The 25,874-nt window shown below is 49.3% G+C and carries 32 protein-coding genes; 25 read left to right on the plus strand and 7 right to left on the minus strand.

The features are described 5' to 3' along the window. The first annotated feature begins 44 nt into the window (after nucleotides 1-44). The 3 genes from dapA to purC are packed head-to-tail and all read left to right on the plus strand — an operon-like array spanning nucleotide 45 to nucleotide 2,316. On the plus strand, nucleotides 45-941 hold the full coding sequence (dapA, locus tag FTT89_RS09125) for a 4-hydroxy-tetrahydrodipicolinate synthase (RefSeq protein WP_005180931.1): 897 nt from the start codon (nucleotides 45-47) through the stop codon (nucleotides 939-941). 15 nt (nucleotides 942-956) lie between these two features. Continuing rightward, the gene (locus tag FTT89_RS09130) at nucleotides 957-1,559 is read left to right on the plus strand and encodes a hypothetical protein (protein ID WP_005180933.1); all 603 of its coding nucleotides are present in this window, start codon (nucleotides 957-959) and stop codon (nucleotides 1,557-1,559) included. 37 nt (nucleotides 1,560-1,596) lie between these two features. Then, nucleotides 1,597-2,316, plus strand: a complete 720-nt coding sequence (gene purC / locus FTT89_RS09135) for a phosphoribosylaminoimidazolesuccinocarboxamide synthase (protein WP_005180935.1) — start codon at nucleotides 1,597-1,599, stop codon at nucleotides 2,314-2,316. 275 nt (nucleotides 2,317-2,591) lie between these two features. On the opposite strand, the gene FTT89_RS09140 is transcribed toward purC, so the two are convergent. Both FTT89_RS09140 and FTT89_RS09145 read right to left on the minus strand, forming a co-directional pair. Beyond that, nucleotides 2,592-3,860, minus strand: coding sequence for a replication-associated recombination protein A (locus FTT89_RS09140; RefSeq protein WP_016658696.1), 1,269 nt, complete (start codon nucleotides 3,858-3,860; stop codon nucleotides 2,592-2,594). A gap of 174 nt (nucleotides 3,861-4,034) precedes the next feature. Next, nucleotides 4,035-4,487, minus strand: coding sequence for a YcgN family cysteine cluster protein (locus FTT89_RS09145; protein WP_016658695.1), 453 nt, complete (start codon nucleotides 4,485-4,487; stop codon nucleotides 4,035-4,037). A gap of 191 nt (nucleotides 4,488-4,678) precedes the next feature. On the opposite strand from FTT89_RS09145, the gene FTT89_RS09150 reads away from it, so the two are divergent. The 10 genes from FTT89_RS09150 to FTT89_RS09195 all read left to right on the plus strand — a co-directional run bounded on the left by FTT89_RS09150 (nucleotide 4,679) and on the right by FTT89_RS09195 (nucleotide 11,535). After that, nucleotides 4,679-4,837, plus strand: coding sequence for a DUF1328 domain-containing protein (locus tag FTT89_RS09150; protein WP_005006601.1), 159 nt, complete (start codon nucleotides 4,679-4,681; stop codon nucleotides 4,835-4,837). Between the two features lie 217 nt (nucleotides 4,838-5,054). Next, nucleotides 5,055-5,792, plus strand: coding sequence for a dienelactone hydrolase family protein (locus FTT89_RS09155; RefSeq protein ID WP_168384463.1), 738 nt, complete (start codon nucleotides 5,055-5,057; stop codon nucleotides 5,790-5,792). A 60-nt stretch (nucleotides 5,793-5,852) separates the two neighbouring features. Further along, a complete protein-coding gene (locus FTT89_RS09160) occupies nucleotides 5,853-6,218 on the plus strand; it encodes an HIT family protein (protein WP_005180943.1) in 366 nt (121 codons plus the stop codon). 111 nt (nucleotides 6,219-6,329) lie between these two features. After that, nucleotides 6,330-7,364 (plus strand): A/G-specific adenine glycosylase, encoded by a 1,035-nt coding sequence (gene mutY, locus FTT89_RS09165; RefSeq protein WP_180172845.1) that lies wholly within the window; start codon nucleotides 6,330-6,332, stop codon nucleotides 7,362-7,364. A 57-nt stretch (nucleotides 7,365-7,421) separates the two neighbouring features. Then, the gene (locus FTT89_RS09170; protein ID WP_005180945.1) at nucleotides 7,422-7,961 is read left to right on the plus strand and encodes a M23 family metallopeptidase; all 540 of its coding nucleotides are present in this window, start codon (nucleotides 7,422-7,424) and stop codon (nucleotides 7,959-7,961) included. Nucleotides 7,962-7,980: 19 nt separating this feature from the next. Further along, complete coding sequence (locus FTT89_RS09175; protein WP_005180946.1) at nucleotides 7,981-8,226, plus strand: hypothetical protein; 246 nt, start codon at nucleotides 7,981-7,983, stop codon at nucleotides 8,224-8,226. 21 nt (nucleotides 8,227-8,247) lie between these two features. Then, nucleotides 8,248-8,835: a DNA-3-methyladenine glycosylase I gene (locus tag FTT89_RS09180; RefSeq protein WP_016658692.1), complete on the plus strand. Its 588-nt coding sequence runs from the start codon at nucleotides 8,248-8,250 to the stop codon at nucleotides 8,833-8,835. Continuing rightward, nucleotides 8,832-9,854: an NAD(P)-dependent alcohol dehydrogenase gene (locus tag FTT89_RS09185; protein WP_005180948.1), complete on the plus strand. Its 1,023-nt coding sequence runs from the start codon at nucleotides 8,832-8,834 to the stop codon at nucleotides 9,852-9,854. Before FTT89_RS09180 ends, FTT89_RS09185 begins: the two co-directional genes overlap by 4 nt. Before the next feature lie 236 nt (nucleotides 9,855-10,090). Next, entirely contained in the window at nucleotides 10,091-10,795 is a 705-nt protein-coding gene (locus FTT89_RS09190) for an FKBP-type peptidyl-prolyl cis-trans isomerase (protein ID WP_005180950.1), read from the plus strand. A 47-nt stretch (nucleotides 10,796-10,842) separates the two neighbouring features. Then, nucleotides 10,843-11,535, plus strand: a complete 693-nt coding sequence (locus FTT89_RS09195) for an FKBP-type peptidyl-prolyl cis-trans isomerase (protein WP_104472308.1) — start codon at nucleotides 10,843-10,845, stop codon at nucleotides 11,533-11,535. A gap of 126 nt (nucleotides 11,536-11,661) precedes the next feature. Here FTT89_RS09195 and murJ read toward each other — a convergent pair whose 3' ends face one another. Beyond that, on the minus strand, nucleotides 11,662-13,203 hold the full coding sequence (gene murJ, locus FTT89_RS09200; RefSeq protein ID WP_016658690.1) for a murein biosynthesis integral membrane protein MurJ: 1,542 nt from the start codon (nucleotides 13,201-13,203) through the stop codon (nucleotides 11,662-11,664). Nucleotides 13,204-13,246: 43 nt separating this feature from the next. Beyond that, entirely contained in the window at nucleotides 13,247-13,861 is a 615-nt protein-coding gene (ampD, locus tag FTT89_RS09205) for a 1,6-anhydro-N-acetylmuramyl-L-alanine amidase AmpD (protein WP_016658689.1), read from the minus strand. A 164-nt stretch (nucleotides 13,862-14,025) separates the two neighbouring features. Between ampD and nadC the strand changes: the two genes are divergently transcribed. Continuing rightward, nucleotides 14,026-14,871 carry a carboxylating nicotinate-nucleotide diphosphorylase gene (nadC, locus tag FTT89_RS09210; protein ID WP_104489818.1) on the plus strand — a complete coding sequence of 282 codons (846 nt, stop codon included), beginning with the start codon at nucleotides 14,026-14,028 and terminating at the stop codon, nucleotides 14,869-14,871. Between the two features lie 89 nt (nucleotides 14,872-14,960). Here nadC and FTT89_RS14570 read toward each other — a convergent pair whose 3' ends face one another. Both FTT89_RS14570 and rph read right to left on the minus strand, forming a co-directional pair. Further along, nucleotides 14,961-15,092 carry a hypothetical protein gene (locus FTT89_RS14570; protein ID WP_005180959.1) on the minus strand — a complete coding sequence of 44 codons (132 nt, stop codon included), beginning with the start codon at nucleotides 15,090-15,092 and terminating at the stop codon, nucleotides 14,961-14,963. Between the two features lie 192 nt (nucleotides 15,093-15,284). After that, nucleotides 15,285-16,001 carry a ribonuclease PH gene (rph, locus tag FTT89_RS09215; RefSeq protein WP_005180961.1) on the minus strand — a complete coding sequence of 239 codons (717 nt, stop codon included), beginning with the start codon at nucleotides 15,999-16,001 and terminating at the stop codon, nucleotides 15,285-15,287. A gap of 208 nt (nucleotides 16,002-16,209) precedes the next feature. On the opposite strand from rph, the gene FTT89_RS09220 reads away from it, so the two are divergent. After that, entirely contained in the window at nucleotides 16,210-16,893 is a 684-nt protein-coding gene (locus FTT89_RS09220) for a TetR family transcriptional regulator (RefSeq protein WP_045796571.1), read from the plus strand. Between the two features lie 30 nt (nucleotides 16,894-16,923). On the opposite strand, the gene FTT89_RS09225 is transcribed toward FTT89_RS09220, so the two are convergent. Beyond that, the gene (locus tag FTT89_RS09225) at nucleotides 16,924-17,541 is read right to left on the minus strand and encodes a thiol:disulfide interchange protein DsbA/DsbL (RefSeq protein WP_016658685.1); all 618 of its coding nucleotides are present in this window, start codon (nucleotides 17,539-17,541) and stop codon (nucleotides 16,924-16,926) included. A gap of 181 nt (nucleotides 17,542-17,722) precedes the next feature. On the opposite strand from FTT89_RS09225, the gene ubiG reads away from it, so the two are divergent. The 10 genes from ubiG to FTT89_RS09275 all read left to right on the plus strand — a co-directional run bounded on the left by ubiG (nucleotide 17,723) and on the right by FTT89_RS09275 (nucleotide 25,865). After that, nucleotides 17,723-18,439, plus strand: coding sequence for a bifunctional 2-polyprenyl-6-hydroxyphenol methylase/3-demethylubiquinol 3-O-methyltransferase UbiG (ubiG, locus tag FTT89_RS09230; RefSeq protein WP_005180969.1), 717 nt, complete (start codon nucleotides 17,723-17,725; stop codon nucleotides 18,437-18,439). Next, nucleotides 18,436-19,131: an HAD family hydrolase gene (locus tag FTT89_RS09235; protein ID WP_075167943.1), complete on the plus strand. Its 696-nt coding sequence runs from the start codon at nucleotides 18,436-18,438 to the stop codon at nucleotides 19,129-19,131. Before ubiG ends, FTT89_RS09235 begins: the two co-directional genes overlap by 4 nt. Before the next feature lie 26 nt (nucleotides 19,132-19,157). Then, a complete protein-coding gene (locus FTT89_RS09240) occupies nucleotides 19,158-19,904 on the plus strand; it encodes a YciK family oxidoreductase (protein WP_005180975.1) in 747 nt (248 codons plus the stop codon). Nucleotides 19,905-20,075: 171 nt separating this feature from the next. Beyond that, on the plus strand, nucleotides 20,076-20,495 hold the full coding sequence (locus FTT89_RS09245; protein WP_180172846.1) for a hypothetical protein: 420 nt from the start codon (nucleotides 20,076-20,078) through the stop codon (nucleotides 20,493-20,495). 177 nt (nucleotides 20,496-20,672) lie between these two features. Then, nucleotides 20,673-20,828: a hypothetical protein gene (locus tag FTT89_RS09250; RefSeq protein WP_180172847.1), complete on the plus strand. Its 156-nt coding sequence runs from the start codon at nucleotides 20,673-20,675 to the stop codon at nucleotides 20,826-20,828. A gap of 229 nt (nucleotides 20,829-21,057) precedes the next feature. Beyond that, on the plus strand, nucleotides 21,058-21,453 hold the full coding sequence (locus tag FTT89_RS09255; RefSeq protein ID WP_005180983.1) for an RcnB family protein: 396 nt from the start codon (nucleotides 21,058-21,060) through the stop codon (nucleotides 21,451-21,453). A gap of 244 nt (nucleotides 21,454-21,697) precedes the next feature. After that, nucleotides 21,698-22,051 carry an RcnB family protein gene (locus FTT89_RS09260; protein WP_005180985.1) on the plus strand — a complete coding sequence of 118 codons (354 nt, stop codon included), beginning with the start codon at nucleotides 21,698-21,700 and terminating at the stop codon, nucleotides 22,049-22,051. Nucleotides 22,052-22,185: 134 nt separating this feature from the next. Then, the gene (gene argA, locus FTT89_RS09265; protein WP_180047366.1) at nucleotides 22,186-23,541 is read left to right on the plus strand and encodes an amino-acid N-acetyltransferase; all 1,356 of its coding nucleotides are present in this window, start codon (nucleotides 22,186-22,188) and stop codon (nucleotides 23,539-23,541) included. 334 nt (nucleotides 23,542-23,875) lie between these two features. Next, nucleotides 23,876-24,859 carry a sulfonate ABC transporter substrate-binding protein gene (locus tag FTT89_RS09270; protein ID WP_180047368.1) on the plus strand — a complete coding sequence of 328 codons (984 nt, stop codon included), beginning with the start codon at nucleotides 23,876-23,878 and terminating at the stop codon, nucleotides 24,857-24,859. A gap of 10 nt (nucleotides 24,860-24,869) precedes the next feature. Continuing rightward, complete coding sequence (locus FTT89_RS09275) at nucleotides 24,870-25,865, plus strand: aliphatic sulfonate ABC transporter substrate-binding protein (protein ID WP_180047370.1); 996 nt, start codon at nucleotides 24,870-24,872, stop codon at nucleotides 25,863-25,865. The last annotated feature ends 9 nt before the right edge of the window (nucleotides 25,866-25,874 follow it).

The raw sequence follows: 25,874 nt of genomic DNA on the forward strand, positions 1-25,874 counted from the left end.
TTCTACGAACTTTTGTGGATGGAAAAATAGGATATTTTTTCAAAATGACTCAGCAAGCACAGACCATTCAAGGCTCAATTGTCGCAATCGTCACCCCAATGTTAGAAGATGGCAGCGTAGATTGGAAAGGTCTCGAGAAGCTGGTTGAGTGGCACATAGAACAAGGCACGAACAGTATTGTGGCCGTGGGCACGACAGGTGAAGCCTCTACATTAAGCATGGCTGAACATACACGTGTGATTAAAGAAATCATTCGCGTGGCCAACAAACGTATCCCGGTGATTGCTGGTACTGGTGCAAACTCAACGCATGAAGCGATCGAACTGACCAGAGAAGCCAAAGAACTCGGCGCCGATGCCGCACTTCTCGTCACGCCATATTATAACAAGCCAACCCAGGAAGGGTTATATCAGCATTATAAGACTATTGCCGAAGCAGTGGATCTGCCACAAATCCTGTATAACGTTCCGGGCCGTACTGGCGTCGACATGTCCAACGAAACAGTGATTCGTCTGGCCGACATTCCACAAATTGTGGGCATTAAAGATGCCACTGGCGATGTACCACGTGGCCGTGAATTACTGGCCGGTCTGGCGGGTAAAGACATGACTGTCTATTCAGGTGATGATGCCACTGCCTATCAGTTAATGCTGGCTGGTGCCAAAGGCAATATCTCGGTTACGGCCAATGTGGCACCAAAAGTCATGAGCGAAGTTTGTGCCGCAGCCATTGCCGGCGACAATGACAGCGCTGAAGCACGTAACAATACAGTTGCAAATTTACACAATATTCTATTTTGTGAATCAAACCCAATTCCGGTGAAATGGGCACTTCATGAAATGGGCTTAATTGGTACCGGCATCCGCCTGCCATTAACGCCACTTGCAGAACAATATCGCGCACCGTTACGTGAAGCTTTACAGGCTTCGGGTGTCATTTAATAAGAGCACAATATTATGCAATTACGTTTTGGTTTAATCGCTGCACTTTCAGTGGTAAGTTTGGCAGGTTGTAGTTCTTTAGCCATCAGCAATGGCTCTCTGGATTATAAAGACACCACCACCCTTGCGCCCTTACAATATCCTGAAGGTGCTGTGGCCCGACCAGCAACGCCATTGTATCCTGCACCAACGGTTGACCCACTGGCCATTGAACATGCACCGAAGCTGGAAAACAGCCGTGGCAACCGTTTCGCACTTCCTCGTCCTCCAGCCGTAGAGCCGACTCAGGCCGCTGCTGTACAGGACAACACCGCGCCAGGTCGTCCACAACCGGTTGTAGATGGAAATCAAAATCCACTGCTCAAAATAGATGGAAATTCTGCTACAATTTGGCAGTATACGCTTGCCACACTCAGCAGCCTGAACCATAGCATTATTGGTCAGAGCAAAAACCGTTACGAAGTCACCATCTCGGTCGATCAACAGACCTACGTCTTAAGACTCACCTCTGTCGGTACAAGTAACAACCTGGCTGTGTTCAACGCCGACAACAGTTTTGCAGACAAAGAAAAAGCTGCAGACCTGTTGGCCCAGATTTACCAAAATTGGCCAGCCTAGACATTACTAGGCATTTTTTTCTGAAAAAGGTTCCCTCATGTTAAAACAAACCTTGCTCTATACTGGTAAAGCGAAATCTGTTTATACCACAGATAGTGAAGACCACCTGATTTTAGTCTTTCGTGACGATGCCTCTGCGTTCAATGGCGAAAAGATCGAACAACTAGATCGTAAAGGTAAGGTGAACAACCGTTTTAACGCCTTTATTATGGAAAAACTGGCTGAAGCCGGTATTGAAACGCATTTTGAAAAACTGCTAACCCCAAATGAAGTGCTAGTGAAAAAGCTGAGCATGATTCCGGTTGAATGCGTAATCCGTAACTATGCAGCTGGTTCTCTTTGCCGTCGCCTCGGTGTCGAAGAAGGCAAGGAACTGACCCCGCCAACATTTGAACTGTTCTTTAAAGATGATGCCTTAGGCGATCCAATGGTCAATGAATCTCAAGCGATTGCGCTGGGTTGGGCGACTGCTGAGCAGCTGGCACAAATGAAAGAACTGACTTACAAAGTTAACGATGTACTAAAAGCCCTGTTTGATGCCGGCAACATGATTCTGGTCGATTTCAAACTTGAATTTGGTGTATTCCACGACCGTATCGTGCTGGGTGATGAATTCTCTCCAGACGGCTGCCGTCTATGGGACAAAGACACCAAGAAAAAACTCGACAAAGACCGTTTCCGTCAAGGTTTAGGCGGTGTGGTTGAAGCGTATGAAGAAGTTGCGGCACGTTTAGGCATCAACCTCGACAATATCTGATCATCTCCAAGATGAACGATAAAAAAACCGGATCAGCTGATCCGGTTTTTTATTGGCTGAGTTTTCTTACTATCAATCGAAAAAACAAATTCAACTTATAAAAATGATCGTTTTTACATATTTTTAGTTTTGACCTATGCTTAAGCACATAGGCAAGACACGGTAAATTTTACAGTGACTGCCGATCAGTTTCGTTAATCCTCGCGGATGTTCTCTCCCAATCTAACATCCAGTTTGGCCCAATTCATCCCTCTGAATTGGGCTTTTTTTTATTGCTACTGTTGCTGCTGCATCCAGCGCCGCTGCTGTAAACGCTCGGCTTCAACTTCGCGTTTATTGCGCGCCGATTCATACAGCTTGGTGCCTTTTAATTCTGGCGGCAAATAATCCTGCAATACAAAATGCTCCGGATAATTGTGCGGATACAGATAATCCACCCCGTAGCCCTGCTCTTTCATCAGCTTGGTCGGCGCATTACGCAAATGTAACGGTACCGGCAAATTGGCGGTTTTTTCCGCCAAGTCCAGCGCCTTGTTAATGGCCAGATAGGTACTGTTACTTTTGGCACTGGTGGCCAGATAGACTGCACATTGGCCCAGAATAATCCGCGCTTCCGGCATACCAATCACCTGCACTGCGCGGAAACATTCACCGGCCAGCAACAAGGCATTTGGGTTGGAATTGCCAATATCTTCCGAGGCAGCAATTAGCATACGCCGCGCAATAAACAGCGGGTCTTCTCCACCCTTGAGCATGCGCGCCATCCAGTACAGAGTCGCATCCGGGTCACTGCCGCGAATCGACTTAATAAAGGCCGAGACCAGATCATAATGCTGCTCGCCAGATTTGTCGTAACGGGCAATATTCTGCTGCGCCACTTTCACGACCAGGGCATTGTTAATACTGTTTTCTGTGTCCGGCTCAAAGGTGCCGGCAATCAGCTCGAGTAAATTCAGCGCCTTACGTGCATCACCCGCCGCAAACTGCACCAGTGCTTCAAACTCTTCAATCTGGATATAACGTTCTTTTAAGAAGCTATCATTCTGGACGGCCTGGGTCAGCAGCTGCTGGATGGCCTCGGCACTCAGTGCATTTAAGGTATAGACCTGGCAGCGCGACAGCAAGGCACTGTTCACCTCAAAAGACGGGTTTTCCGTGGTGGCACCAATCAGGGTAATTTTGCCCTTCTCGACCGCATTTAATAAGGCATCCTGCTGGGATTTATTAAAGCGGTGAATCTCGTCAATAAACACCACCGGCGTTAGTAAATCGCCGCCATCGGCAATCACTTCACGTAATTCCTTAACCCCGGTATTGAGCGCAGACAGACTGACAAAAGGACGATCAACCGCCTGCGCCAGCAACAAGGCAATGGTGGTTTTTCCAACGCCAGGTGGCCCCCAGAAAATAATCGAGGGCAAATGGCCCTGATCAATCATTTGGCGTAACGGGGCCTGCTCCCCCAGAAGATGATCTTGACCGATAATCTGCGACAGATCGCGCGGGCGCAAACGTTCAGGAAGTGGAATATGGCTGTCTGACATAGAAGGTTTTCTGTACAAAGCTGCGGCTGAGTGTACTATGTTATGGCAAAATGCAGTATTTCAATAGCCGATTTTTTAGCGCTTGCTGCGGGAAACTCAGCCTGAGTGTCGGCAGTTGTTTTATCAGGTTTAAATCGCCAATTTTGCTCTTAAAGATACAGACGGCCTAAAAACTTAACGTACCCAGCGCACAATATAGTCTTCTATTTCTTCTTCATTGACTTCCGTTTCAGAAATACAGCGGCCAGCGGCCGATTTTTTGGCGCGAATCACGCTCTGACGTGAACCGGTATTTAAATAATGCCAGGACGGCAGGTTTTTACCTTCTTTTAAACGGCGATAGGCACAGCTTGGCGGTAGCCAGTGAATACTGTCCAGCTTTTCCGGCGTCAGCTGAATACAGTCCGGCACCTGTTGCTGCCGGTTCGGATAGTCCGAACAGCGGGCAGTCGTACAATCCAGCAGCTTGCAGGCCACTTTGGTATAAGCGACTTCATGACTGTCTTCATCTTCCAGTTTAACCAGGCAACATAAGCCGCAGCCATCACACAGCGCTTCCCATTCTGCCTGGGTTAAGGCTGTTAACGGATAATTTTTCCAGAATTGGGGACGAAGCTGATCAGACATGATGCACAACACTACAAAATAACCGGTCTATTATAACAGTCTTCTACAAAAGCATGTGCTATGTCATAGATACAATAGAATCATAGACTTAAATAAATAGTTGAACACTTAATAAACAAAAGCAAAACAATCAAATCAGCGACTTGCCCCTATACTTGATCAAGAAGTATAAAAACACATGGAGAAAAATTATGTTTCGTTGGGCCATTATCTTCGCTGTAATCGCACTTATTGCCAGTCTACTCGGTTTCGGTGGTGTCGCTGGTTTATCTAAAGATTTCGCGGTCATTCTGCTGGTTATTGCTGTTATTCTGGCAATTGTCGGCTTCCTGTCCCGCGGCAAGGTATAGTTTCTTATATCCTGACCCTCACAAAAAAGAAGGATGCAAATCCTTCTTTTTTTATGCCTGTGTTTAGACCGACAGCAGATACAGACAGATTATTCTTTGAAAAATAACTTAAAAATATTTTCTCACATTTGTTTAGGCCCATTGAAATGTTTTTCAAACCGCTGTCTCATTTTTATGTTTTAATCGAATTATTTCAAAAAACACAAGGATTGGACGCATGACTTTAGCAATCAAAACTCGCGAAATTCAGTATACGGCGGCAGATGGTAGCCAGTTGGTTGGTTATTTTGCTGCACCCGAAACCGATGCACCAGTCGCGGGTGTGATTGTGGCACCGGAATGGTGGGGCCGAAATGAATATATTGAACAGCGTACCCGCGAACTGGCAGAACACGGTTATGCCGCCTTGGCCATTGATATGTATGGCGACAAGAAAAATACCACCACGGCTGCCCAGGCCAATGCGTGGATGAGCCAGACCTTTGAAGACCCGAATACCATTGTGACTCGTGCGTCTGCGGCTTTGGACACTTTAGCTGCCCAACCGGAAGTAAATCAGGCTAAACTGGCAGCCATTGGCTTCTGTTATGGCGGCAAAGTGGTGCTGGATTTGGCCCGTTCAGGCGCCAACCTACAAGCTGTTGCGACTTTCCATGCCATTCTGGCGGCCAGAGAACCGGCGCAGGAAGGCAAGGTACAGGCAGAAATTCTGGTGCTGCATGGTGAACTGGACAGCATGGTAACGCTGGATGATGTGGCCAGCTTCCGTGAAGAAATGCACGCTGCCCAGGTAGAACATGAAGTGATGGTATTTGAAGATGCCAAGCACGGCTTTAGTAACCCGCTGGCCGATGAACGTGCCAAAGCCAATGGCGTCGACCTCGGCTATAGCCCGATAGCAGAACAGCAAAGCCTGGATGCCATGTACCAATTATTACAACGCCGTTTGGCCTGATTCTGGCATGAGGCCATATATATTGAAAAAGATTAATGAATTTGAATAGAGGATAGAAGAATGACCGAACAAGACTGCCCATATTGCAACTTTGATGAATATGATGTCATTGCCAAAAATGATTATGGCGTGATTCTACCTGAACCGAACGCATTGTCTAAAGGCCACTGTGTCATTATCCCTCTACGTCATGTCAGTTCTTTTTTTGATGTCACCGACAAAGAACGTAAAAGCCTGATGTCGCTGCTGGAACTGGCGCGGAATGAATTACAGCTGCGCCATCAACCGGCGGGCTTTCATGTCGGCTTTAACGATGGCGATGTGTTTGGCAGCCCATCGCAGCATTTGCATATCCACATTATTCCACGCTATGAAGGTCAAATCCTCAAGCTGGACCAACGCTGGGGGATGAGCGGCAGCATCTAAGCCTTGCCGCGACCAAAACAGAAGGTGATGCCGCGGCATCACCTTTTTTATTGCCTGCTGCATCGGCAAGATTTGGGTATACTAGGCGACTGCTTAACAGTTCCGGTTCTCATGTCTGCCTTTTCTTTTTCCCATGCCCTGCTTTCCTGGTTTGATGTACACGGTCGCCATGACCTGCCCTGGCAGGTGGCCGATAACCCGTATAAAGTCTGGGTATCGGAAATCATGCTGCAGCAGACCCAGGTCAAAACCGTGCTGCAATATTTCGAGCGCTTTATTCAGCGTTTTCCCGATGTGGAAAGCTTAGGCCGTGCCTCCTGGGATGAAGTGGCGCCATACTGGGCCGGACTCGGTTACTATGCCCGGGCACGCAATCTGCATAAAGCGGCCGGCATAGTGGCCCAGCAAGGACATTTTCCGGAAAATCTGGAACAGTGGATGGCCCTGCCCGGCATTGGCCGCTCGACCGCAGGCGCACTGATGTCTTTGGGTCTCAGACAATACGGCGTAATTATGGATGGCAACGTCAAACGGGTGCTGGCGCGCTTTTTTGCCATTGAAGATGATCTGTCCAAACCGGTACATGAACGGGCCTTGTGGCAGCTGGCAGAACAGCTGTGTCCGACCGAGCGTAATCATGACTACACCCAGGCGATTATGGACCTCGGTGCCACCATCTGTATCCCGAAAAAACCCTTATGTCTGTACTGCCCGATGCAGCAGCGCTGCAAGGCCCACCAGCAGGGCCTAGAAGCCGAATTACCATTTAAAAAACCGAAAAAAGCCGTACCCGTAAGACAGGCCCAGGTGTTGCTCTTACACAGTGATGGCCAGTGGCTGTGGCAGCAGCGGCCGAATAGCGGCCTCTGGGGCGGATTATGGTGCCTGCCGATTATTGATGATCCAGCGCAGTTTCAGGCGCTCTGTCAGCGTCTGGGTCTGAAACAGCGACAACAGCAGCTGCAGATTTCACACAGCTTTACCCACTTTACCTGGCTGCTGGATGCCAGTGTAATTCCGGTCGAGCCGGACCAGCAGGAACATCTGGCGATTGAGCTGGACGCCGAATGGATGACGCCGGCACAGGCTACTGCACGTGGACTGCCGACCGCCATGAAAAAATTGATCTCGGCCGCCGATTTATGACATAGTCAAAGACTGGAATTCGAATACCATCGACATAATAATTATCAGGGAGATGCTGTGCTTCGCTCGATTTCACTCTGCTGTGTTTTCTTCAGTCTGATTCTGCTAGCAGCCTGTACCTCGGCACCGAAAAAACCTGCGGCGCCCCTACCGCCGGCCATGGTCAAAAAACTGCAGCACATGCCGCTGAAAACCCGCTTGCCAGTGCCGGTACAGGGCGTCAAACGTCAGCACTTGCAAGATACCTGGGGCGCGTCACGCAGTCGCGGTCGCCTGCATGAAGGCATTGATATTCTAGCGCCACGCGGCAGCAAGGTGTACAGCGCCACCGAAGGCCTCATTGCCGACTTACGCAATAACAATTTGGGTGGTAAAGTGGTATGGATTCTGGGACCGGGCGGCAGCTGGCATTATTATGCCCATCTGGACCGGCATAAACGTGGCCTGAAGGTCGGAGATTATGTCAAGAAAGGCGATCTCATTGGCTATGTCGGCAATAGCGGCAACGCCCGCCATACCGCGCCGCATCTGCATTATGGCCTGTATTTAAATGGCAAAGGTCGCGGTGCAGTCAATCCCTATCCCTATTTACGTTAGTTTGCTTTAGGAAGTGTACATGTCAGAAGCATTGATCAATCGACTGGTCGAATTTGCCGAATCCGGGAATCAACAGAAAATTATGTTGAACGGCCAGAGTCATCAGGGCTGGATCATGGAAATTACTGAAGATGCACTTCTGATCAGCACCGGCTATGCCGATAAATCCGGCAAGGATGTCTGGATTGCCTTTGCCGATCTGCCTCAGGCGGAATTGTCTTACTGGGATAACCGTCAGGATCAATGGGTTCATTTCCAGCTTTAAACCCGTACAGGAGCATCATCTATGGATCGAACACGCTGCGGCTGGTGCTCCGAAGATCCGCTCTATATCGCCTACCACGACCAGGAATGGGGCCGCCCGCTTCACGATGAAGCGCAGCTGTTTGAAATGCTATGTCTGGAAGGCCAGCAGGCCGGTCTGGCCTGGATTACCGTGCTCAAAAAACGCGAATGTTACCGTCAGCATTTTTTTCAATATTCCATTGCCGATATTGCCGCGTTGTCTGATCAGGCCTTGCAGGACAAATTACAGGATCGCGGATTAATCCGGCATCCGGCCAAACTCGCAGCCATCCGCACCAATGCTCAGGCCTGGCTCCAGCTGCAGCAGCAAGGTATCAATCTGGTCGACTGGCTGTGGCAATTTGTCGATCATCAGCCCGAGCAGCATACCGTGCCCGATTATCGCAGCGCCCCGACCTATACTGCAGCCAGTGTGGCACTGTCTAAAGCTTTAAAAAAGCAGGGCTTTCAATTTGTTGGCCCCACCATCTGTTATGCCTTTATGCAGGCCGTCGGCATGGTCAACGACCATGAAGATCACTGCGCCTTTAAATCTCTTCCCCCTTTAGCCGAGGAGCACTCATCATGAGCAACACTACCATTCGTGCCTATGCCGCCATGCAACCCGGCGAAGCGCTGGTGCCATATCAGTTTGATGCTGGCGAACTGTTGCCGCATCAGGTCGAAGTTCAGGTGGAATATTGTGGCCTGTGCCATTCCGATTTATCGGTGATTAACAATGACTGGCGTTCTTCGGTCTATCCGGTGGTGGCCGGGCATGAAATTATTGGTACCATTGTCCAGTTAGGAAGTGAAGCCAAAGGATTATCTGTGGGCCAGCGCGTTGGCATTGGCTGGACGGCAGAAAGCTGCCAGCACTGTGATCCGTGCCTGTCCGGCCGGCAGGTGCAATGTACCGGCGATAGTGTCGCCACCATTGTCGGACATGCCGGCGGTTTTGCCGATAAGGTCCGCGCCGGCTGGCAATGGGTCATTCCCTTACCGGATGATCTGGATGCGGAAAGTGCCGGCCCGCTGCTCTGTGGCGGTATTACCGTATTTGATCCGATCATTAAGCACCAGATTCAGGCGGTGCATCATGTCGGGGTGATTGGAATTGGCGGCCTTGGGCATATTGCCATTAAACTGCTCAAAGCTTGGGGCTGTGAAATTACGGCCTTCAGTTCCAACCTGGAGAAAACCGCAGAGTTAAAAGCCATGGGCGCCGATCATGTGGTGAATAGCCGTGACAGCGCTGCCCTGAAAGCCCAGCGCGGCAAGTTTGACCTGATTTTAAGTACGGTGAATGTTAGCCTGGACTGGCCGGTATATCTGTCTGCCCTGGCACCAAATGGTACGCTGCATATGCTGGGCCTGACCTTAGAGCCGTTACAGGTCTCGGCTGGTGCGTTAATTGGTGGTGGCAAAGCGGTAACAGGTTCATCGACCGGTTCACCATCGACCTTGCGCCAGTTACTGAAATTTGCCGCCCGCAAACAGCTGGCGCCGCAGGTTGAAGTGTTCCCGATGTCGCAGATTAACGAGGCAATTGAACATTTACATGCGGGCCGGGCGCGTTACCGGGTGGTGCTGAAAGCAGATTTTTAATCTGCTTTGAAGCCAAATCTATAATAGATACAATTACTCACGAATAAATTGGGCCGCCTCTGCGGCTGGCCCCGATTGTATAAAAAATGTGTTAGATATTCAGTCTGTTATGGCATATGCTTAACGATGCGCATATATTAATTAGCCAAACCGAATGATTGATGTCAGCGGTTTGATTCAAAAAGTCTGCTAACATGAAAGCAGCTTTGACACGATAAAATGATTTGAGAAAACCTATGAGTAAAGCCTTACCCATTGCTGTTGCTGTAATTTTAGGCGGTGCTGCACTTGTTCCTGTTTATTATGCAACTCAACACCCTGCCACTGTATCCTCAAAAGCATCTGCAAATGCGTCTGCGGTTGAAAAAATCAGCTATGCATTAGGCTATGAAGTTGCCCATCAAACTCCACCAGAGCTGGACATTAACAGCTTTGTGACTGGTGTCCGTGAAGGTCATGCGCGTCAGCAGCCAGCCTATACTGAAGAAGAATTACAAAAGGCCTATGAACAGTTCCAGCAGGAACTGCAACAAAAACAGGCTGATCAGGCCCAGCAGGCACAAACGGCCAGCGATGCCTTCCTGACTGAAAATGCCAAACAGGCAGGGGTACAAACCACCGCGTCAGGTCTGCAATATAAAATTACCCAGCAAGGCAATGGCAAACAGCCAACGGCCAGCTCTGTGGTAAAAGTACACTACACCGGTAAACTGGTCGATGGCAAAGTATTTGACAGCTCGGTTGAGCGTGGTGAACCAATCGAGTTCCCGTTAAACCAGGTGATTCCAGGCTGGACCGAAGGTCTGCAACTGATGAAAGAAGGCTCGAAAGCCACGCTGTATATCCCGTCACAACTGGGTTATGGCGAACAGGGCGTGCCGGGCATGATTCCACCAAACAGCACCTTGATCTTTGATGTTGAGCTGATTGAAGTAAAATAAAAAACAAGGAGAGCCTGGCTCTCCTTCGTTGTTTAGGGACGCATAATATGAAAAAAACGATCACCCTGCTCGGCCTCGCCCTGTGTAGCGCGGCCACACTGGCTCAACCGGTGACCACCAAAAGCTCCACTGAACAGCAGGTGGGCTACAGCTTTGGTTATTTAATGGGGCGCAGCAATGTCGACACCTTAAAAGGTATGGATCTGGATGCCTTTGTGGCGGGTTTAAAAGCCGCCTCACTGGGCCAGCAAGCCAGCCTGAGCGATGAAGACATGGCCCGTATTCTGACCCAGTTCAAAAAGCAGGCCGAAGCCAAACAGCTGATTGAGCTGAAACAGCGCGCTGAAGCCAATGACATGATTGGCAAGGCCTTTCTGGCAGAAAACTCGCGTAAGGATGGGGTGAAAGTCACTTCATCGGGGCTGCAATATCTGGTCTTGCAATCCGGTTCCGGAAAAAAACCGAAGGCCAGCTCCAAAGTACGCGTGCATTATGAAGGCCGCCTGATTGATGGCACCGTGTTTGATAGCTCGATGGCGCGTCAGCAACCGGCTGAATTTCAGGTCACACAAGTCATTCAGGGCTGGACCGAAGGGCTGCAACTGATGCGTGAAGGAGCCAAATACCGCTTCTTTATTCCAGCGAATCTGGGCTATGGCCAGATTGGTTCTGGCGATGCGATTGAACCGAACAGCACCCTGATTTTTGATGTCGAACTGCTGGAAGTGATCAATAAATAAAGATGCTTGTGCTGCTCATGCAGCCTCATCTTTCAATAAAAGCCCATAAAAAAACCCTTTGAGACTCAACGGCTCAAAGGGTTCTTTTATAGGAGCTGAACATCTTTCGCGTTCAGCTCTCAGTAATTAAGGTTTTAAATGACGCGGTCTAAAACCAGTGGCCAGCAGACCAAGAGCATACGCTGCCACACCCACCACACACAGCAGTAGTACTTCCAGCACACGCATCCATTGCGATACATCACCGTTATACCAGCTCAAGGCGTACCATAAGGCAGCCACCATCACCGCATTGGCCGTGCCAAACTGGAACAGCAGTTTTTTCCAGTGCCCGCCAAAACGGAAAATATCGCGTTTATGCAAATAGAAATACAGCATACCGGCATTGACCAGCGCAGAACCTGAAGACGCCAGTGCCAGCGCCATGTGCTCGGCTTCCCAGTCAATCAGTTTAAATAACCCAATAAACACCACGTTTAAAATGGCATTGGCTGCCACCGCCATTAAACCGACCCGGACCGGGGTGCGGGTATCCTGCTGGGCATAGAAGCCTGGAGCAAAGACTTTAATCAGCATAAAGGCAATGACCCCGGCACTCATACATTGCAGGGCCAAGGCCGTCATCTGGGTATCTTCCCAGGTGAACTGGCCGCGCTGGAACAGGGCCTGAATAATCGGGGTCGACAGCATAAACAGTGCAATACTGGCAGGCACACCAGCCAGCACAATAATTTTCGCCGCCCAGTCCATCATGCCACGGAATTTTTCCTGATTCTGCTCGGCATGGCGCGCCGACAAGGATGGTAAAATCACCGTACCAATTGCCACCCCAATCAGGCCCAGCGGCAACTCGGTCATCCGTTCGGCACTGTACAGCCACGATACCGAACCATCCTGCATAAATGACGCCCAGATGGTGTTCAGCAACAGGTTAATCTGGGTCACCGATACCCCAAACAGGGCCGGCAGCATCAGCTTCATGATGCGCTCAACGCCTTCATGCTTGAAGTCGATTTTTGGCGGAATCAGCAGCTTTTTACGCCATAATTCCGGAATCTGGATCGCCAGCTGCAAGGCTCCGGCAATAATCACCGCCCAGCCCAAGGCCATAATCGGCTCGGCCATATACGGCGTTAGCCACAGGGCTCCGGCAATCATGGCCAGATTCAGCAACACCGGTGCAAAGGCCGGCGTGGTAAAGGAGCCATAACTGTTTAAGATGCTGCTGGCAAAAGCGGTCAGCGACATAAACAGCAAATAGGGAATGGTCAGGCGGAACATGTCCGTGGCCAGCGCAAATTTTTCCGGATCACTATGGAAACCCGGCGCATAAACGTACATCACCGCCGGCGCCGCCACCATAGCAGCCAGTGTCAGCAGGCTCATCACCGAGGCCAGACAGCCAAACACCCGGCTAATCAGAATCTGCACTTCGGCATGGGTGCGGCTGGTTTTATATTCGGTCAGAACCGGAATAAAGGCCTGGGAAAATGCCCCTTCAGCAAACAGTCGCCTGAAAAAGTTCGGGATACGAAAGGCCACCACAAAGGTATCGAAATCCTTTCCCGCACCAAACACATTTAATAACACAATATCCCGCACCAGTCCCAACACCCGGGACAGCATGGTCATCGCACTGACAATAAAGGTCGATCGCCAAAGCGCCATCGGAACCACCCAAATAAAAATTTAGCCGCTATTGTAAAGAAACCTAAGCACAAGTTTCGTTATGAATTGATGAAGATGCTGCTTCTATCCTGCTGTTGCAGTCACGCAGTAAAGACCGGAACCGGCTCCAGTCAAAATAAGGTCCCGGATCGGTCTTGCGCCCCGGGGCAATATCGGAATGTCCAGCCAGATGACGCTGGATTTTCGGATAGGCCTGCTGCAAGGCCGACACCACTTCCGCCAGTACCTGATACTGGATCGCTTCAAAGGGCAGATCATCACTGCCTTCCAGTTCAATGCCAATGGAATAATCATTACATTCCGGCTTGGCCAGATAACTGGAACGTCCGGCATGCCAGGCGCGGTCATTGAAATTGACACATTGCAGCACTTCGCCGCTACGCAAAATCAGCAGATGCGCCGAGACCTGCATCCCTTCAATGGTCTGAAAGTAAGGATGCGCCGACCAGTCCAGCCGGTTTTGAAAAAACTGTTCGATATAACCGCCGCCAAACTGTGATGGCGGCAAACTGATATTGTGAATCACCACCAGCTGAATTTCGGTCTGCTGCGGACGCTGGTTAAAATTCGGTGAAGGCACCTGCCGCGCACCTTTTAACTGTCCCTGGATGACCTGAAAAGAAGCCGCCTGCTGCATAGAATGATCCTGATATTTTTTTCAGTATAAAAATTTAGCCCATCCTAAAACTTTCAGCTGAAAATCTCAAATCAGACAAAAAAGCCGCGAAAAAGCGCATCGGGCCAGCCGAACAGTGCTAATATATCGCGCAATTTTCATGGGTAAAGAGATAAGGACAGGCAATGAGCATACCACAATCTTTATTGGAGCAATCTATCCAGATCAATATTCAGCAGGCCCTGCAGGAAGATATTGGCGAGGCAGATATTACCGCTTTACTTACCCCGGAAGATGAACAGGCCACCGCCACCATTATCAGCCGTGAAGACATGGTGCTGGCCGGTCAGCCTTGGGTGAATGCCTTAATCCAGCAGTACGATCCAAGCGTTCAGATTGAATGGCTGAAACAGGATGGTGATCGCGTGGCGGCCAATGAAGCCTTTTTAAAGCTGGCCGGTTCTGCGCGCAGTTTATTGACCGTGGAGCGCCCTGCCCTTAACTTTGTCCAGACCCTATCGGCCGTGGCCACCAAAACCGCCGAATATGTGAAACAGCTCGAGGGCCTGCACACCAAACTGCTGGATACCCGTAAAACCTTGCCGGGTCTGCGGATTGCACAAAAATATGCGGTCACTGTAGGCGGCGGTCAAAACCATCGTCTGGGGCTGTTTGATGCCTTCCTGATTAAAGAAAACCATATTATGGCTGCTGGCGGTATTGCCCAGGCCATTGCCAAAGCCCATCAAATTGCACCGGGCAAACCGGTGGAAGTAGAAGTTGAAACCTGGGATGAGCTGAATCAGGCTCTGGACGCTCAGGCCGATATCGTGATGCTGGATAACTTTAGCCAGCAACAGATGATTGATGCAGTCAAGCATGTGGCCGGTCGCTGCAAACTGGAAGCATCGGGCAATATCACCATTGCCAACCTGCGTGAAGTGGCCAGCACTGGTGTCGATTATATTTCTATGGGCGCTCTGACCAAAGATGTCAAAGCGGTCGATTTATCCATGCGTTTTAATGCTTAATCGCAATTCGATATTTGTCGATAACGAAAAAAGGTGCCTCATGAGGCACCTTTTTTATTCATTTAGGGTGAGTCGATGGCCGCAAGACTTTAATCATCTGCACGGCCGTCGCCATCACGGTCCTGATTCAGCATGGTGCCATCACCATCACGGTCATTGGCCGTATCACACGCGCTTAAACCAAAGGCGCCCATCGCCAGTAAGATCATCAAGTATTTCATGGTACATCCCTCTTTTTTGCTGTTTTAAAAAAATCACTGCGAGTTTTAGTAAGCCATGAAGCTCGGTTTCAGCATGTTGGTTTTTGTTATGAAGATGAATCTGCGCACAGCCGCTGGTTACGTTTGCTTCAATCACAAAAAAACGCATCCGGAGATGCGTTTTATAAATATATTGTTCTGATCTTGCAGTGTTTACCAGCCCAAGGCCTGTTGCTGCTTTTTGATCAGTTCCTGAATGCCCTGCTCGGCCATTTCCAGCATGGCATTACATTGCAGACGGGTAAATGGTTTATCTTCAGCAGTGCCCTGAATTTCAATAAATTCACCGGCCTGGGTCATCACTACATTCAGGTCAGTCTGGCAGTTTGAATCTTCTTCATAGCACAGGTCCAGCAATACTTCGTCCTGATACATACCCACAGAAATAGCAGCGACCAGACCTTTTAACGGGTCCTGTTTAATTTTTTTGCTTTCCAGCAGTACATTCATGGCATCGACCAGCGCCACCGCTGCACCGGTAATTGCGGCAGTACGGGTACCGCCATCGGCCTGAATTACATCACAGTCAATGGTAATGGTATTTTCACCAAGTTTTTTCAGATCGACCATGGCACGCAGGCTGCGGCCAATTAAGCGCTGGATTTCCTGAGTACGGCCGCTCTGTTTACCCCGTGCCGCTTCACGGTCACTACGCGTATGGGTAGAACGTGGCAACATGCCATATTCTGCAGTTACCCAGCCTTGGCCTTTGCCTTTTAAAAAGCGCGGTACCGAGTTATCAATACTGGCAGTACACAGCACTTTGGTATGACCAAATTCAACCAAGACAGAACCTTCCGCATAACGTGTGTAATTACGGGTAATTTTGACATCACGCAATTGATCTAGGGTACGTTGGTCGATACGCATAAGTTGTCCTTATTTTGACTCAAATAAATTGTCGGCCAGTATAGCAGATGCAAGCGCACAGGTTTTGTCCCCGGGTCGGCTTTTACACAATCTCGCCACAGAAAAGCGGGCCCTGCACAGTCAATGCGGCAGCATGGCTGCTGCCCGGACCGATTCTGCTCTATAATAGCTATACAGATGAATTTTTAAACAGTATCAGGGATGTGACATGTCGATTCGGGAAGAACGTAAGCAGCAAAGTCGTCAGGCCATTTTAGATGCGGCCCTGACCTTAAGTACTGCCGAGCGCTCTTTTAGCAGCATCAGCTTAAGGGAAATTTCCCGCCATGTCGGGCTGGTGCCGACGGCGTTCTACCGGCATTTTCAGGATATGGATGAACTCGGCGCAGAACTGGTCGATCAGGTGGCGCTGCATTTAAAAAGTATTCTGCATCAGCTGGGTCAGGCCTATTTATATCTGCCCAATGCCAAAACCCGGACCAGCGTTGAACTGTTTTTTCAGGCAGTCGATCAGCATCCGCAGCAATGGATTTTTCTAATTGCCGAACGTTGGGGCGGCTCGGCCACGGTACGTCAGGCCATTGCCCGGGAAATCGAGTTTTTAATTGATGATTTTGCCAACGACCTGAAACGGGTAGAAAGCGTGCAGCATTTTGAACACCCGGAAGATTTTAAAGTACTGGCCAATATTTTAATTAACCTGTCCTTTAACTGGGCCATGAGCTGGATTGGCCTCAGTCGCCAGTTTGAAGGTGAGGCCCTAAGCCAGCAGCAGCAACAGTTTACCGAGCAGACCATTATCCAGGTGCAATTGCTGTTTCGTGGTATTAGCCATTGGGAACGCCCAAGCATCACAATGCCTGAAACCGCAGCACTAAAAAACCCGCTTTAAACAGCGGGTTTTTAACATCATGTTGGGCTTTTATTTGGCTTTACGTTCTTTATCGACCAGGTAATTCACCACCTGAATCACTTTGCCGTTATCGCCCGACACCACATATTTACCATTAACCACCACTGCCGGCACACCGGTCAGCTGGTATTGGCGCGCCAGTTTATTGGCCTGTGCCACTTTAGAGGTAATCGCAAAAGAGTTAAACATGCTGTTGAACTTGGCTTCAGGAATACCGTATTTGACAAAGAATTTGGCCTGGGATTTCTGGTCAAAAATCTGCTGGCCTTTGTCATGAATGGCATGGAATAACGGCAAGTGGGTACGTTTACGGACGCCCAGTGCTTCCGACACATAATAGCCGCGCGCATTCATTTCCCAGACCTGGTTCATGGCAGCCGGAGTACGCACGAAGTTCACATCTTTTGGCAGCTTACGCAGCCAGGCTTGCATATGCGGCTCCAAGGTAAAGCAGTGGCCACAGCCATACCAGAAGAATTCACGGACTTCAATTTTACCCGGCACATCGACTTTGCCCGGATTGGCCAGTACGCGATAGTCTTGGCCTTCAACAAAATTGGCCGCCCATGCGCCACCTGAAATTGCAAACATTGCGGTTGCAAGGCTACCCAAAAGAAACTTTTTCATTGAACTTATTGTCCTCATAAATCGTTATGATTAGCTTATGCGAACACTATAAATCAATTATGCCGTTTTCGTTTTGCTTCTGTGAACTTTTTTACGGCTTTTATCGCTTTTTCCAGAATAAACGCTACACTAAACAGCATAGACTTTTTGAAATCATAATAACTTGATTGAGGTGACACCAATGTCGCAACTGAATGTTGATCCGCAAGAAATTGCCAAATTTGAAGCATTCGCAGCTATATGGTGGGATCAGCATTCTGAGTTCCGCCCTTTGCATCAAATTAACCCGCTCCGTTTAAACTGGATTGATGAACATTCAGGCGGACTGGCTGGCAAAAAAGTGCTGGATGTCGGTTGTGGCGGCGGCATTCTTTCGGAAAGCATGGCGCGCCGTGGTGCCGATGTACTCGGGATTGATATGGGCGAGGCGCCGCTGAATGTGGCACGTTTACATGCCCAGCAGGAAGGCGTCGAAAATATTGAATATCGCCAGATTCCGGTCGAGCAACTGGCAGAAGAACAGGCTGGCCAGTACGATGTGGTGACCTGTATGGAAATGCTGGAGCATGTACCTGATCCGGCCTCAATTATTCAGGCCTGCCAGAAGCTGGTCAAACCGGGTGGCCATGTGTTCTTCTCGACCATTAACCGTAATCCGAAAGCCTATTTATTTGCGATTATTGGCGCGGAATATGTGCTGCGCATGCTGGCCAAAGGCACGCATGATTATCATAAATTTATCAAGCCGTCCGAACTGGCACACGATATTCGCAATGCCGGCCTGAAACTGAAAGATATGACCGGTTTGCACTATAACCCACTGACCAAACGCTACTGGCTGGCGCCCAATGTTGATGTCAACTATATGGTGCATACCCTGAATGAAGGTGGCCAATGAAAGCGGTTTTATTTGACCTCGACGGCACCTTAATTGATACCGCGGCCGACTTTATCCGTATTATTCAAGACATGTGCCGCGATAAAGGCTGTGACATTGTCGCCGCCGAGCAGATTCGCACCCAAGTCTCTGAAGGCGCACGCGCCATGGTCAAGCTGGTGTATCCGGAGCTGGAAGTGGAAGACCCGGTCTTTTTAGGCCATCGCCAGCGCTTTTTAGACCTTTACGGCGCCGATATTGCGGTAGAAACCGACCTGTTTGAAGGCATGTATCCACTGCTAGAGCAGCTGGAACAGCAGCAAATTCCCTGGGGTATTGTCACCAACAAGCCACGCTGGCTCAGTGAAGCGCTGTTAAAAGCCCTGAACCTGACCGAACGCTGTGCGGTACTGGTCTGCCCGGAAGATGTCAGCAAGACCAAACCCGATCCGGAACCGATGTATCTGGCCGCAGCACAGCTGGGACTGGAACCACAGCAGTGTATTTATGTCGGCGATCATCCACGTGATATTGATGCCGGACGCAATGCCAGCATGTACACCATTTTAGCCGCCTATGGCTATTTACCCTTACAACACAAAGATGACTTAACAGCCTGGCAGGCAGACTGTATAGTGAATAATGTCACAGAATTACATCAGGTCTTGCACCAGATGCTGTCACAGCAACAACAACATTCAATCACTTCATAATTACAGCAAAAAAACGGAGGTCGATCATGAAATATTCAGAATATCAACCTCGCCCTGATCTGCTCAAAGATCGCGTGATCCTGATTACAGGTGCGGGCGACGGTATTGGACGTGCAGCCGCGATCAGCTTTGCACTGCACGGCGCAACCGTTGTCCTGCATGGTCGCACCCTGAATAAACTGGAAGTCATCTATGATGAAATTGAAGGTTTAGGCGCGCCGCAGCCAGCCATTCTTCCGCTCCAGCTGTCCAGTGCGTCATCGCGTGATTATGAATTGCTGGTCGATACGCTCGACAAGCAGTTTGGCCGTCTGGATGGCATTTTGCACAATGCCGGCATTCTGGGTGAACGGACCGAACTGGTGCATTATCCGGCTGATGTCTGGGATGATGTGATGGCCGTCAACCTGCGTGCACCCTTTGTTATGACCCAGGAACTGCTGCCTTTACTGGAAAAATCGGCACATGCTTCGGTGGTATTTGCCAGTTCGGGCGTCGGTCGTGAAGTACGTGAGCGTTGGGGCGCCTATTCGGTGTCTAAAATTGCCATTGAAGCGGTCAGCAAACTGTTTGCCCAGGAAAATGTGCATCCGAATATCCGTTATAACTGCATTAATCCGGGCGCGACCCGCACCGCCATGCGCGCCAAGGCCTATCCGGATGAAGACCCGAAAACCTTGCCGACACCGGAATCAATCATGCCAGCCTATTTATATTTAATGGGCGATGACAGTCTGCACATGAACGGCCAGAGTATTGATGCGCAGGATTAATGCCCTTGCTGTATCCATGAAGGAAGCCCTGTGCTTCCTTTTTTATGCCCATCCATAAAGCTGTAATTGCTCCCACTTTGCGTAAATATACCGGTTTGGGCTTAAGTCGGCTTGAATTTCAGCAAAATTTGCCGATACTAAAGCCCTGTTTCTGATTATCCCGAGATGCCCATGTCTGACTTTAGCAATATCACAGTAACGACCTATGAAGATGGCATGGTGTCTTTATTGATTAATGGTCAAGCCATTTCTGAAAAATACGGCATGAAATTTGAAGCCAGTATTCTCGATGAACTACAGGCACTCGAGACCGGGCAAAACCTGAAACTGTTTGACCAGTTTATCTTTTCGCATACCGATCTGAACTTTGAACATCACTACAGCTATATCACCGGTATTTATAAACAGGCCGAGGACTATGCCGTCTATAAAAACTTTGTCTACCGGATTCTTGTCGATGGCCAAGCCCCGGTCGAGCATGTGATTACCAAACAGGGCCAGCCAATGAGCGCCGAAGATGTACGCGAATTTATTCAGGCGCATATCCAGAAGTCACTGACCGACTATACCGACCTGAAATATGCCTACTAAGCACATGCTTGAATCCAGGACCTGCGGGTCCTTTTTTATGCGCTGCTAAATTTTATACACTACCAGACCATAAATCGTATTTTTAAATCATTTTTATAAAATTATTCGGTTTTTCAAATTGAAACATCCGGCCTATACTGCTACTCAACCGCAATGAATCAATGAAAGGAGCAGCACATGGCCGACCAGCAACGTAAAAATGACATTATCCGTTCCATTGAACACTTACAACTGCCCACCAGCTTATTGGCTGTACTTGAAGATGGCCAGCAGGCCGAATGTCTGGCCCATGCCATCGACTCCTTGCAGGACTTAAGCCAGCAATGGAACTGACTGCGGGCAGAATCCCGGCAATACGGGCTAGGCTTTTTGCGCCCAATGTTGTATAACCAGTTCACGTGACAACAGATAAGTCTTTCATCGTCTGTTACTTTTCCAGCATAATATCCAAAATATCTCTGCTTTCGATAAAGAATTAACGATCTTTCTTCACAGTTTCTCTGCATTTTTTTCGTACAGTAAGACACAGTGAAATAAAAGACGATAAACGAGGTTTTTTCACATGAAAAAGATAGTGACAGTTATGGCGATCTCTTTCAGTGCGTTGCTGGCCAGCGGGATCACTGCGGCTGCACCTCAATTTGACAATCCGGGACGCGGCTATGAACAGTCACGTCAGCACGGTCAGGGCAAAAAACATCGTGAATATCGTGAATCGAAAGAGGTTTATGAAAAACGCCGCCAGCGTGAAGAACGGGGCTATCAGCGTTTACAGCAGCATAAATGGCAAACCGGTTATGTGATGCCGCAGCATTATCGTGGCAATGGCTACAAAGTCGAATATAAAGAGCATAACCTGCCTAAACCGGACCGCAAGCAGCAGTGGTACAAGGTCAATAATGACTATATTCTGGTCAATGCCGATACCCACAGTATTCTTAAAATCCTGTCTTTCTAAGCTGCACTCCAACCGTTTCAGTCTCACTCCTCGGTTGCCCAAACATCGGTTTGGGCTTTTTTATATCGGCAATTCTTTAAGCTGCTATTTTGGCTGTAGGGCAGATGCTAGCCGGCTTTCAGGCTCTCCGCTTTTTCTTCATGATTTTCACAATTCATCTCAATTGCTCTCATCCTTTATCTCAACTTTCTGGTTAATTTGGACGTATTCCAGAGATATACAGTTTGACTCAAAGGTGAGCGTCATGAAAAAAGTATTAACCACCATTGCCCTGTCTTTAAGTGCGTTTATGGCTACTACAGCCATGGCTGCGCCTGATCATCGTGATCATGACCGTCGTGCGGCAACCCACTACAAACATCAGGACAGCCGTTGGGACCGTGATCATAAACGTCCGGTTGTGCGCGTAAATCCAAGCCGTGACTGGCGTGTGGGCCAGACCTTACCGCGTGCCTATGACCAGTCCCGTTATAAAGTCAGTGACCGCGAAGCGCGTCGTTTACCAAACACCGGCCGTTATCAGCAGTGGTACAAAATTAATGGCGATTACGTGATGATCAACGAACGTACCAACCGGATTATTCGCATTATGGGCTAAGGGTTTCGTCTCATTTTCCCTTCCCTCTTTACACCTGAACCACCCCGTTCAGGTGTTTTTTTATTTTTTCAGCTTACGCCCCGGTATTTTTTGATTAGAATCCGCTATAAGACTTTTGCTTGATTGAGACCGGCATGCACCTGAATTCTACCGAAACATCACACAGCACAACTTTGCAATATGTGCACTGGTTTCGACATTCTGCGCCTTATATCAATGCCCATCGCAACAAAACCTTTGTGCTGATGTTTGATGGTGAAGCGGTCCTGCATGACAATTTCCAGCATATTATTCATGATATTGCCCTGCTGCATTCGCTGGGTATCCGGCTGGTACTGGTGCATGGTGCCCGCCCGCAGATTAACCAGAATTTACAGGCCAGCCAGATCGACACCCCGTTTCATCAGCAACGGCGCATTACCACCCGCGAATCGTTAAGCTGTGTCATGAATGCAGTCGGTTCAATTCGCCTGCAGATTGAAGCCCTGCTGTCGATGGGACTGGCCAACTCGCCGATGTACGGCGCCCGCATTGATGTGGTCTCAGGTAATTTTATTACCGCCAAACCCTATGGTATTCGCGATGGAGTCGATTTCCAGCTGACCGGCGAAGTGCGCAGTGTCGATACCGATGCCATTCAGCGTCATCTGGACAATCATAATATTGTCGTGCTCGGCCCGACCGGCTATTCCACAACAGGCGAAGTGTTTAATTTACTGGCTGAAGAAGTCGCCACCAAAACCGCAATTCGCCTGCAAGCCGACAAGCTGATTTTCTTGGGCAAACAGCAGGGTTTACTGAATGAACAGGGTCAGCTGCAACGTGAAATCCGCCCATCCCAGCTCAATCATTATATTGGTCTGTATCAGGCCAGCCAGCCGGAAATGGCCCTGCATTTACGCGGCGCACAGGATGCTGCCACTCAGGGCGTCAATCGCGTACATCTGATTTCCTATGCCTCTGATGGCGCACTACTGGAAGAGCTGTTTACCCGCGATGGTGCCGGTACCATGATTACCGATGCCCATTATGAAGAAGTGCGCACCGCCAATATTCAGGATGTCGGCGGTCTCATCAGCCTGCTGCGCCCGCTGGAAGAAGAAGGTGTGCTGGTCTACCGTTCGCGGGAACGGCTGGAAAATGAAATTGAACAGTTTGCGGTGATTGAACGTGATGGCACCATTCTGGCCTGTGCGGCGCTGTATCCGCTACCGGTCAGCGACAATGAACTGCGCTCGGCGGAAATTGCCTGCGTGGCGGTACATCCGGCCTATCGTAAATCCAATCGTGGCAGCCAGATTCTGCATTATCTGGAAGATAAAGCCCGTAGCCTTGGTATTCAGCAGCTGTTTATTCTGACCACTCGTACTGCGCACTGGTTTCTGGAACAGGGCTTTGAGCCGGCCAATGTCGATGACTTACCCAATGCCCGCCAAGCCTTATACAACTACCAGCGTAATTCACTGGTCTGTAAAAAGTCACTCACCTGATCTGTTCAAGGCCGGCTTTAGCTCAATTTGGCATATGCTTATCTGCAGCTGGCCCAATTCTGCTGCATCTGGTATTAGCAGGAATTAGTATAAGCTTATTCCTGCGCCTTCAATTTAATAAAAATATTTTAAATACAACTACTTAATATTTTAACTTTTAATAGATTATCCATTTTATAAATCAGATTTATGCATAAGATTTGCACATCTTTATTTATCTTTTTTCCTGATTAGAAATTCCTGATTTGTTATTTTTTTCGAAAAAGAAAAATCTTTAAGGTAGCTCTCATTCTCCACTTTTGAATTTTTTTAATTTCCGAGAGCAGGTATTTTCATGAGCAGCCTACGCCGTATTTTTTCAACTCAAAGCGCTATTTTATCTGCCGTGGTGGCGGGTGCCATGTCCATGACTGCCTGTAGCAGCCCCAAAGACGCCGACAACATTACCCTGAATATCGGCTTCCAGAAATACGGCATTTTACCGATTGTCAAAGAGCGTGGTGAACTGGAGCAGGCCCTAAAAGCCCAGGGTGTACAGGTGAAATGGGTAGAATTTCCAGCCGGTCCGCAATTATTGGAAGGTTTAAATGTCGGCAGTGTGGCCTTTGGTGAAGCCGGCGAAGCACCGCCCATTTTTGCGCAGGCAGCCAATTCCAAACTGGTCTATGTGGCCAACCAGCCTAAAGCGCCGCTAGCTGAGGCCTTAATTGTGCCTAAAGATTCGGCCATTCAGTCGGTGCAGGATTTAAAAGGCAAACGCATTGCTCTGAACAAAGGCTCCAATGTGCATTATCTGCTGCTGAAGCTGTTAGCAGCCAACCAGCTTAGCCTGCACGATATTCAAGTGGTGTATTTACCCCCATCCGATGCCCGCGCAGCCTTTGAACGTGGTTCGGTGGATGCCTGGGTGATCTGGGATCCGTTCTTTGCCGCAGCCGAACACCAGATTGGCGCCCGGGTCATTGCCACCGGCGAAAATCTGGTCAGCAACCATCAGTTCTATCTGGCGGATCGTCAGTTTGCCGAGCAGCATCCGCAGGTTTTAGACACCGTGGTGCAAAGCTTGAACAGCACCACGCAATGGGTGGCCCAGCATCAGGATGAAGCGGCTCAACTGCTGCAAAAACCGACCGGCCTGGATGTCGAGGTCTTAAAAACTTCAATTTCCCGTATGGGCTTTGGCGTGCAGGCCATCTCCAGTGACGTGGCCAAAGAACAGCAATATGTAGCTGATGCCTTTTATCAGCAAAAGCTGATTCCACAGCAAATTCAGATTCAGGCGGCCCTGCTGAATACGCAGTCGACACAACAAGAATGAGGAATAAAAGATGCGTAAATTAACAACCTGGGCGCTGCTGGGCATTTCCACGCTGGGACTGGGTCTCAGCGGCTGCCAGAAACCGGAAGCCCACAAGGCGGTAACAGACAACAACTCAACTGAACAGGCGGTGAAAACCATTTCTATTGGCTACCAGAAATCTTCCTTAAATTTACTGGTGGCACGTGATGAAAAACTGCTGGAACAGCAGTTCCCACGAGCCAAAATTGAATGGAAAGAATTTCCGGCCGGACCCCAAATGCTGGAAGCCCTGGCCGTTGGCGCAGTCGATTATGGTTCAGTGGGGAATACCCCGCCCATTTTTGCCCAGGCGGCTGGCAAGGAGCTGAACTATGTCGGCTATGAAGTCTATGCCGACCATTCGCTGGCCTTAGTGGTGCCGCAGCAAAGTGCCATACAGACCCTGCAGGATTTAAAAGGCAAACGTATTGCCCTGCAAAAAGGCTCCAATGCCCATGAATTTCTGGCCAAAGTGCTGGCCAAAGCCAACTTGAACTGGTCAGATATTCAGCCAATCTGGCTGCCACCGGCCGATGCACGTGCTGCCTTTGACAAGCAGTCGATTGATGCCTGGGCCATCTGGGACCCGTTCCTGTCTGCGGCTGAACTGCATGGACAGGCCCGCCCGCTGATCAAGACCGGTGATTTTGACCAGACCTATTCGTTTTATGTGGCCAATCCCAAATTTATTGCCGCACATCCACAGGCCACCACCGGCTTTCTGGCGGCCCTGAATGCCGCAGATCAGTGGATTGTTAAACACCAGTCTCAGGCCCTAGAAATTTATCAGAAAAATACCGGCCTGGACCCGGCGGTCGCCAAAAACGCCTTTGACCGCCGCCTGAAACCGTCACCGATTCAACGCTTAAACCCGACGGTCATTCAGGCCCAGCAGAAAATTGCTGACCAGTTCTATCAGCTCAAGCTGATTCCAAAACCGATTGAGGTCCAGCCGATTGTCTGGACGGCTCCAACTGCAGATTGATGACCGAGT

The organism is Acinetobacter sp. YH01025 (genome assembly GCF_013420185.1).
GTDB lineage: Bacteria > Pseudomonadota > Gammaproteobacteria > Pseudomonadales > Moraxellaceae > Acinetobacter > Acinetobacter indicus.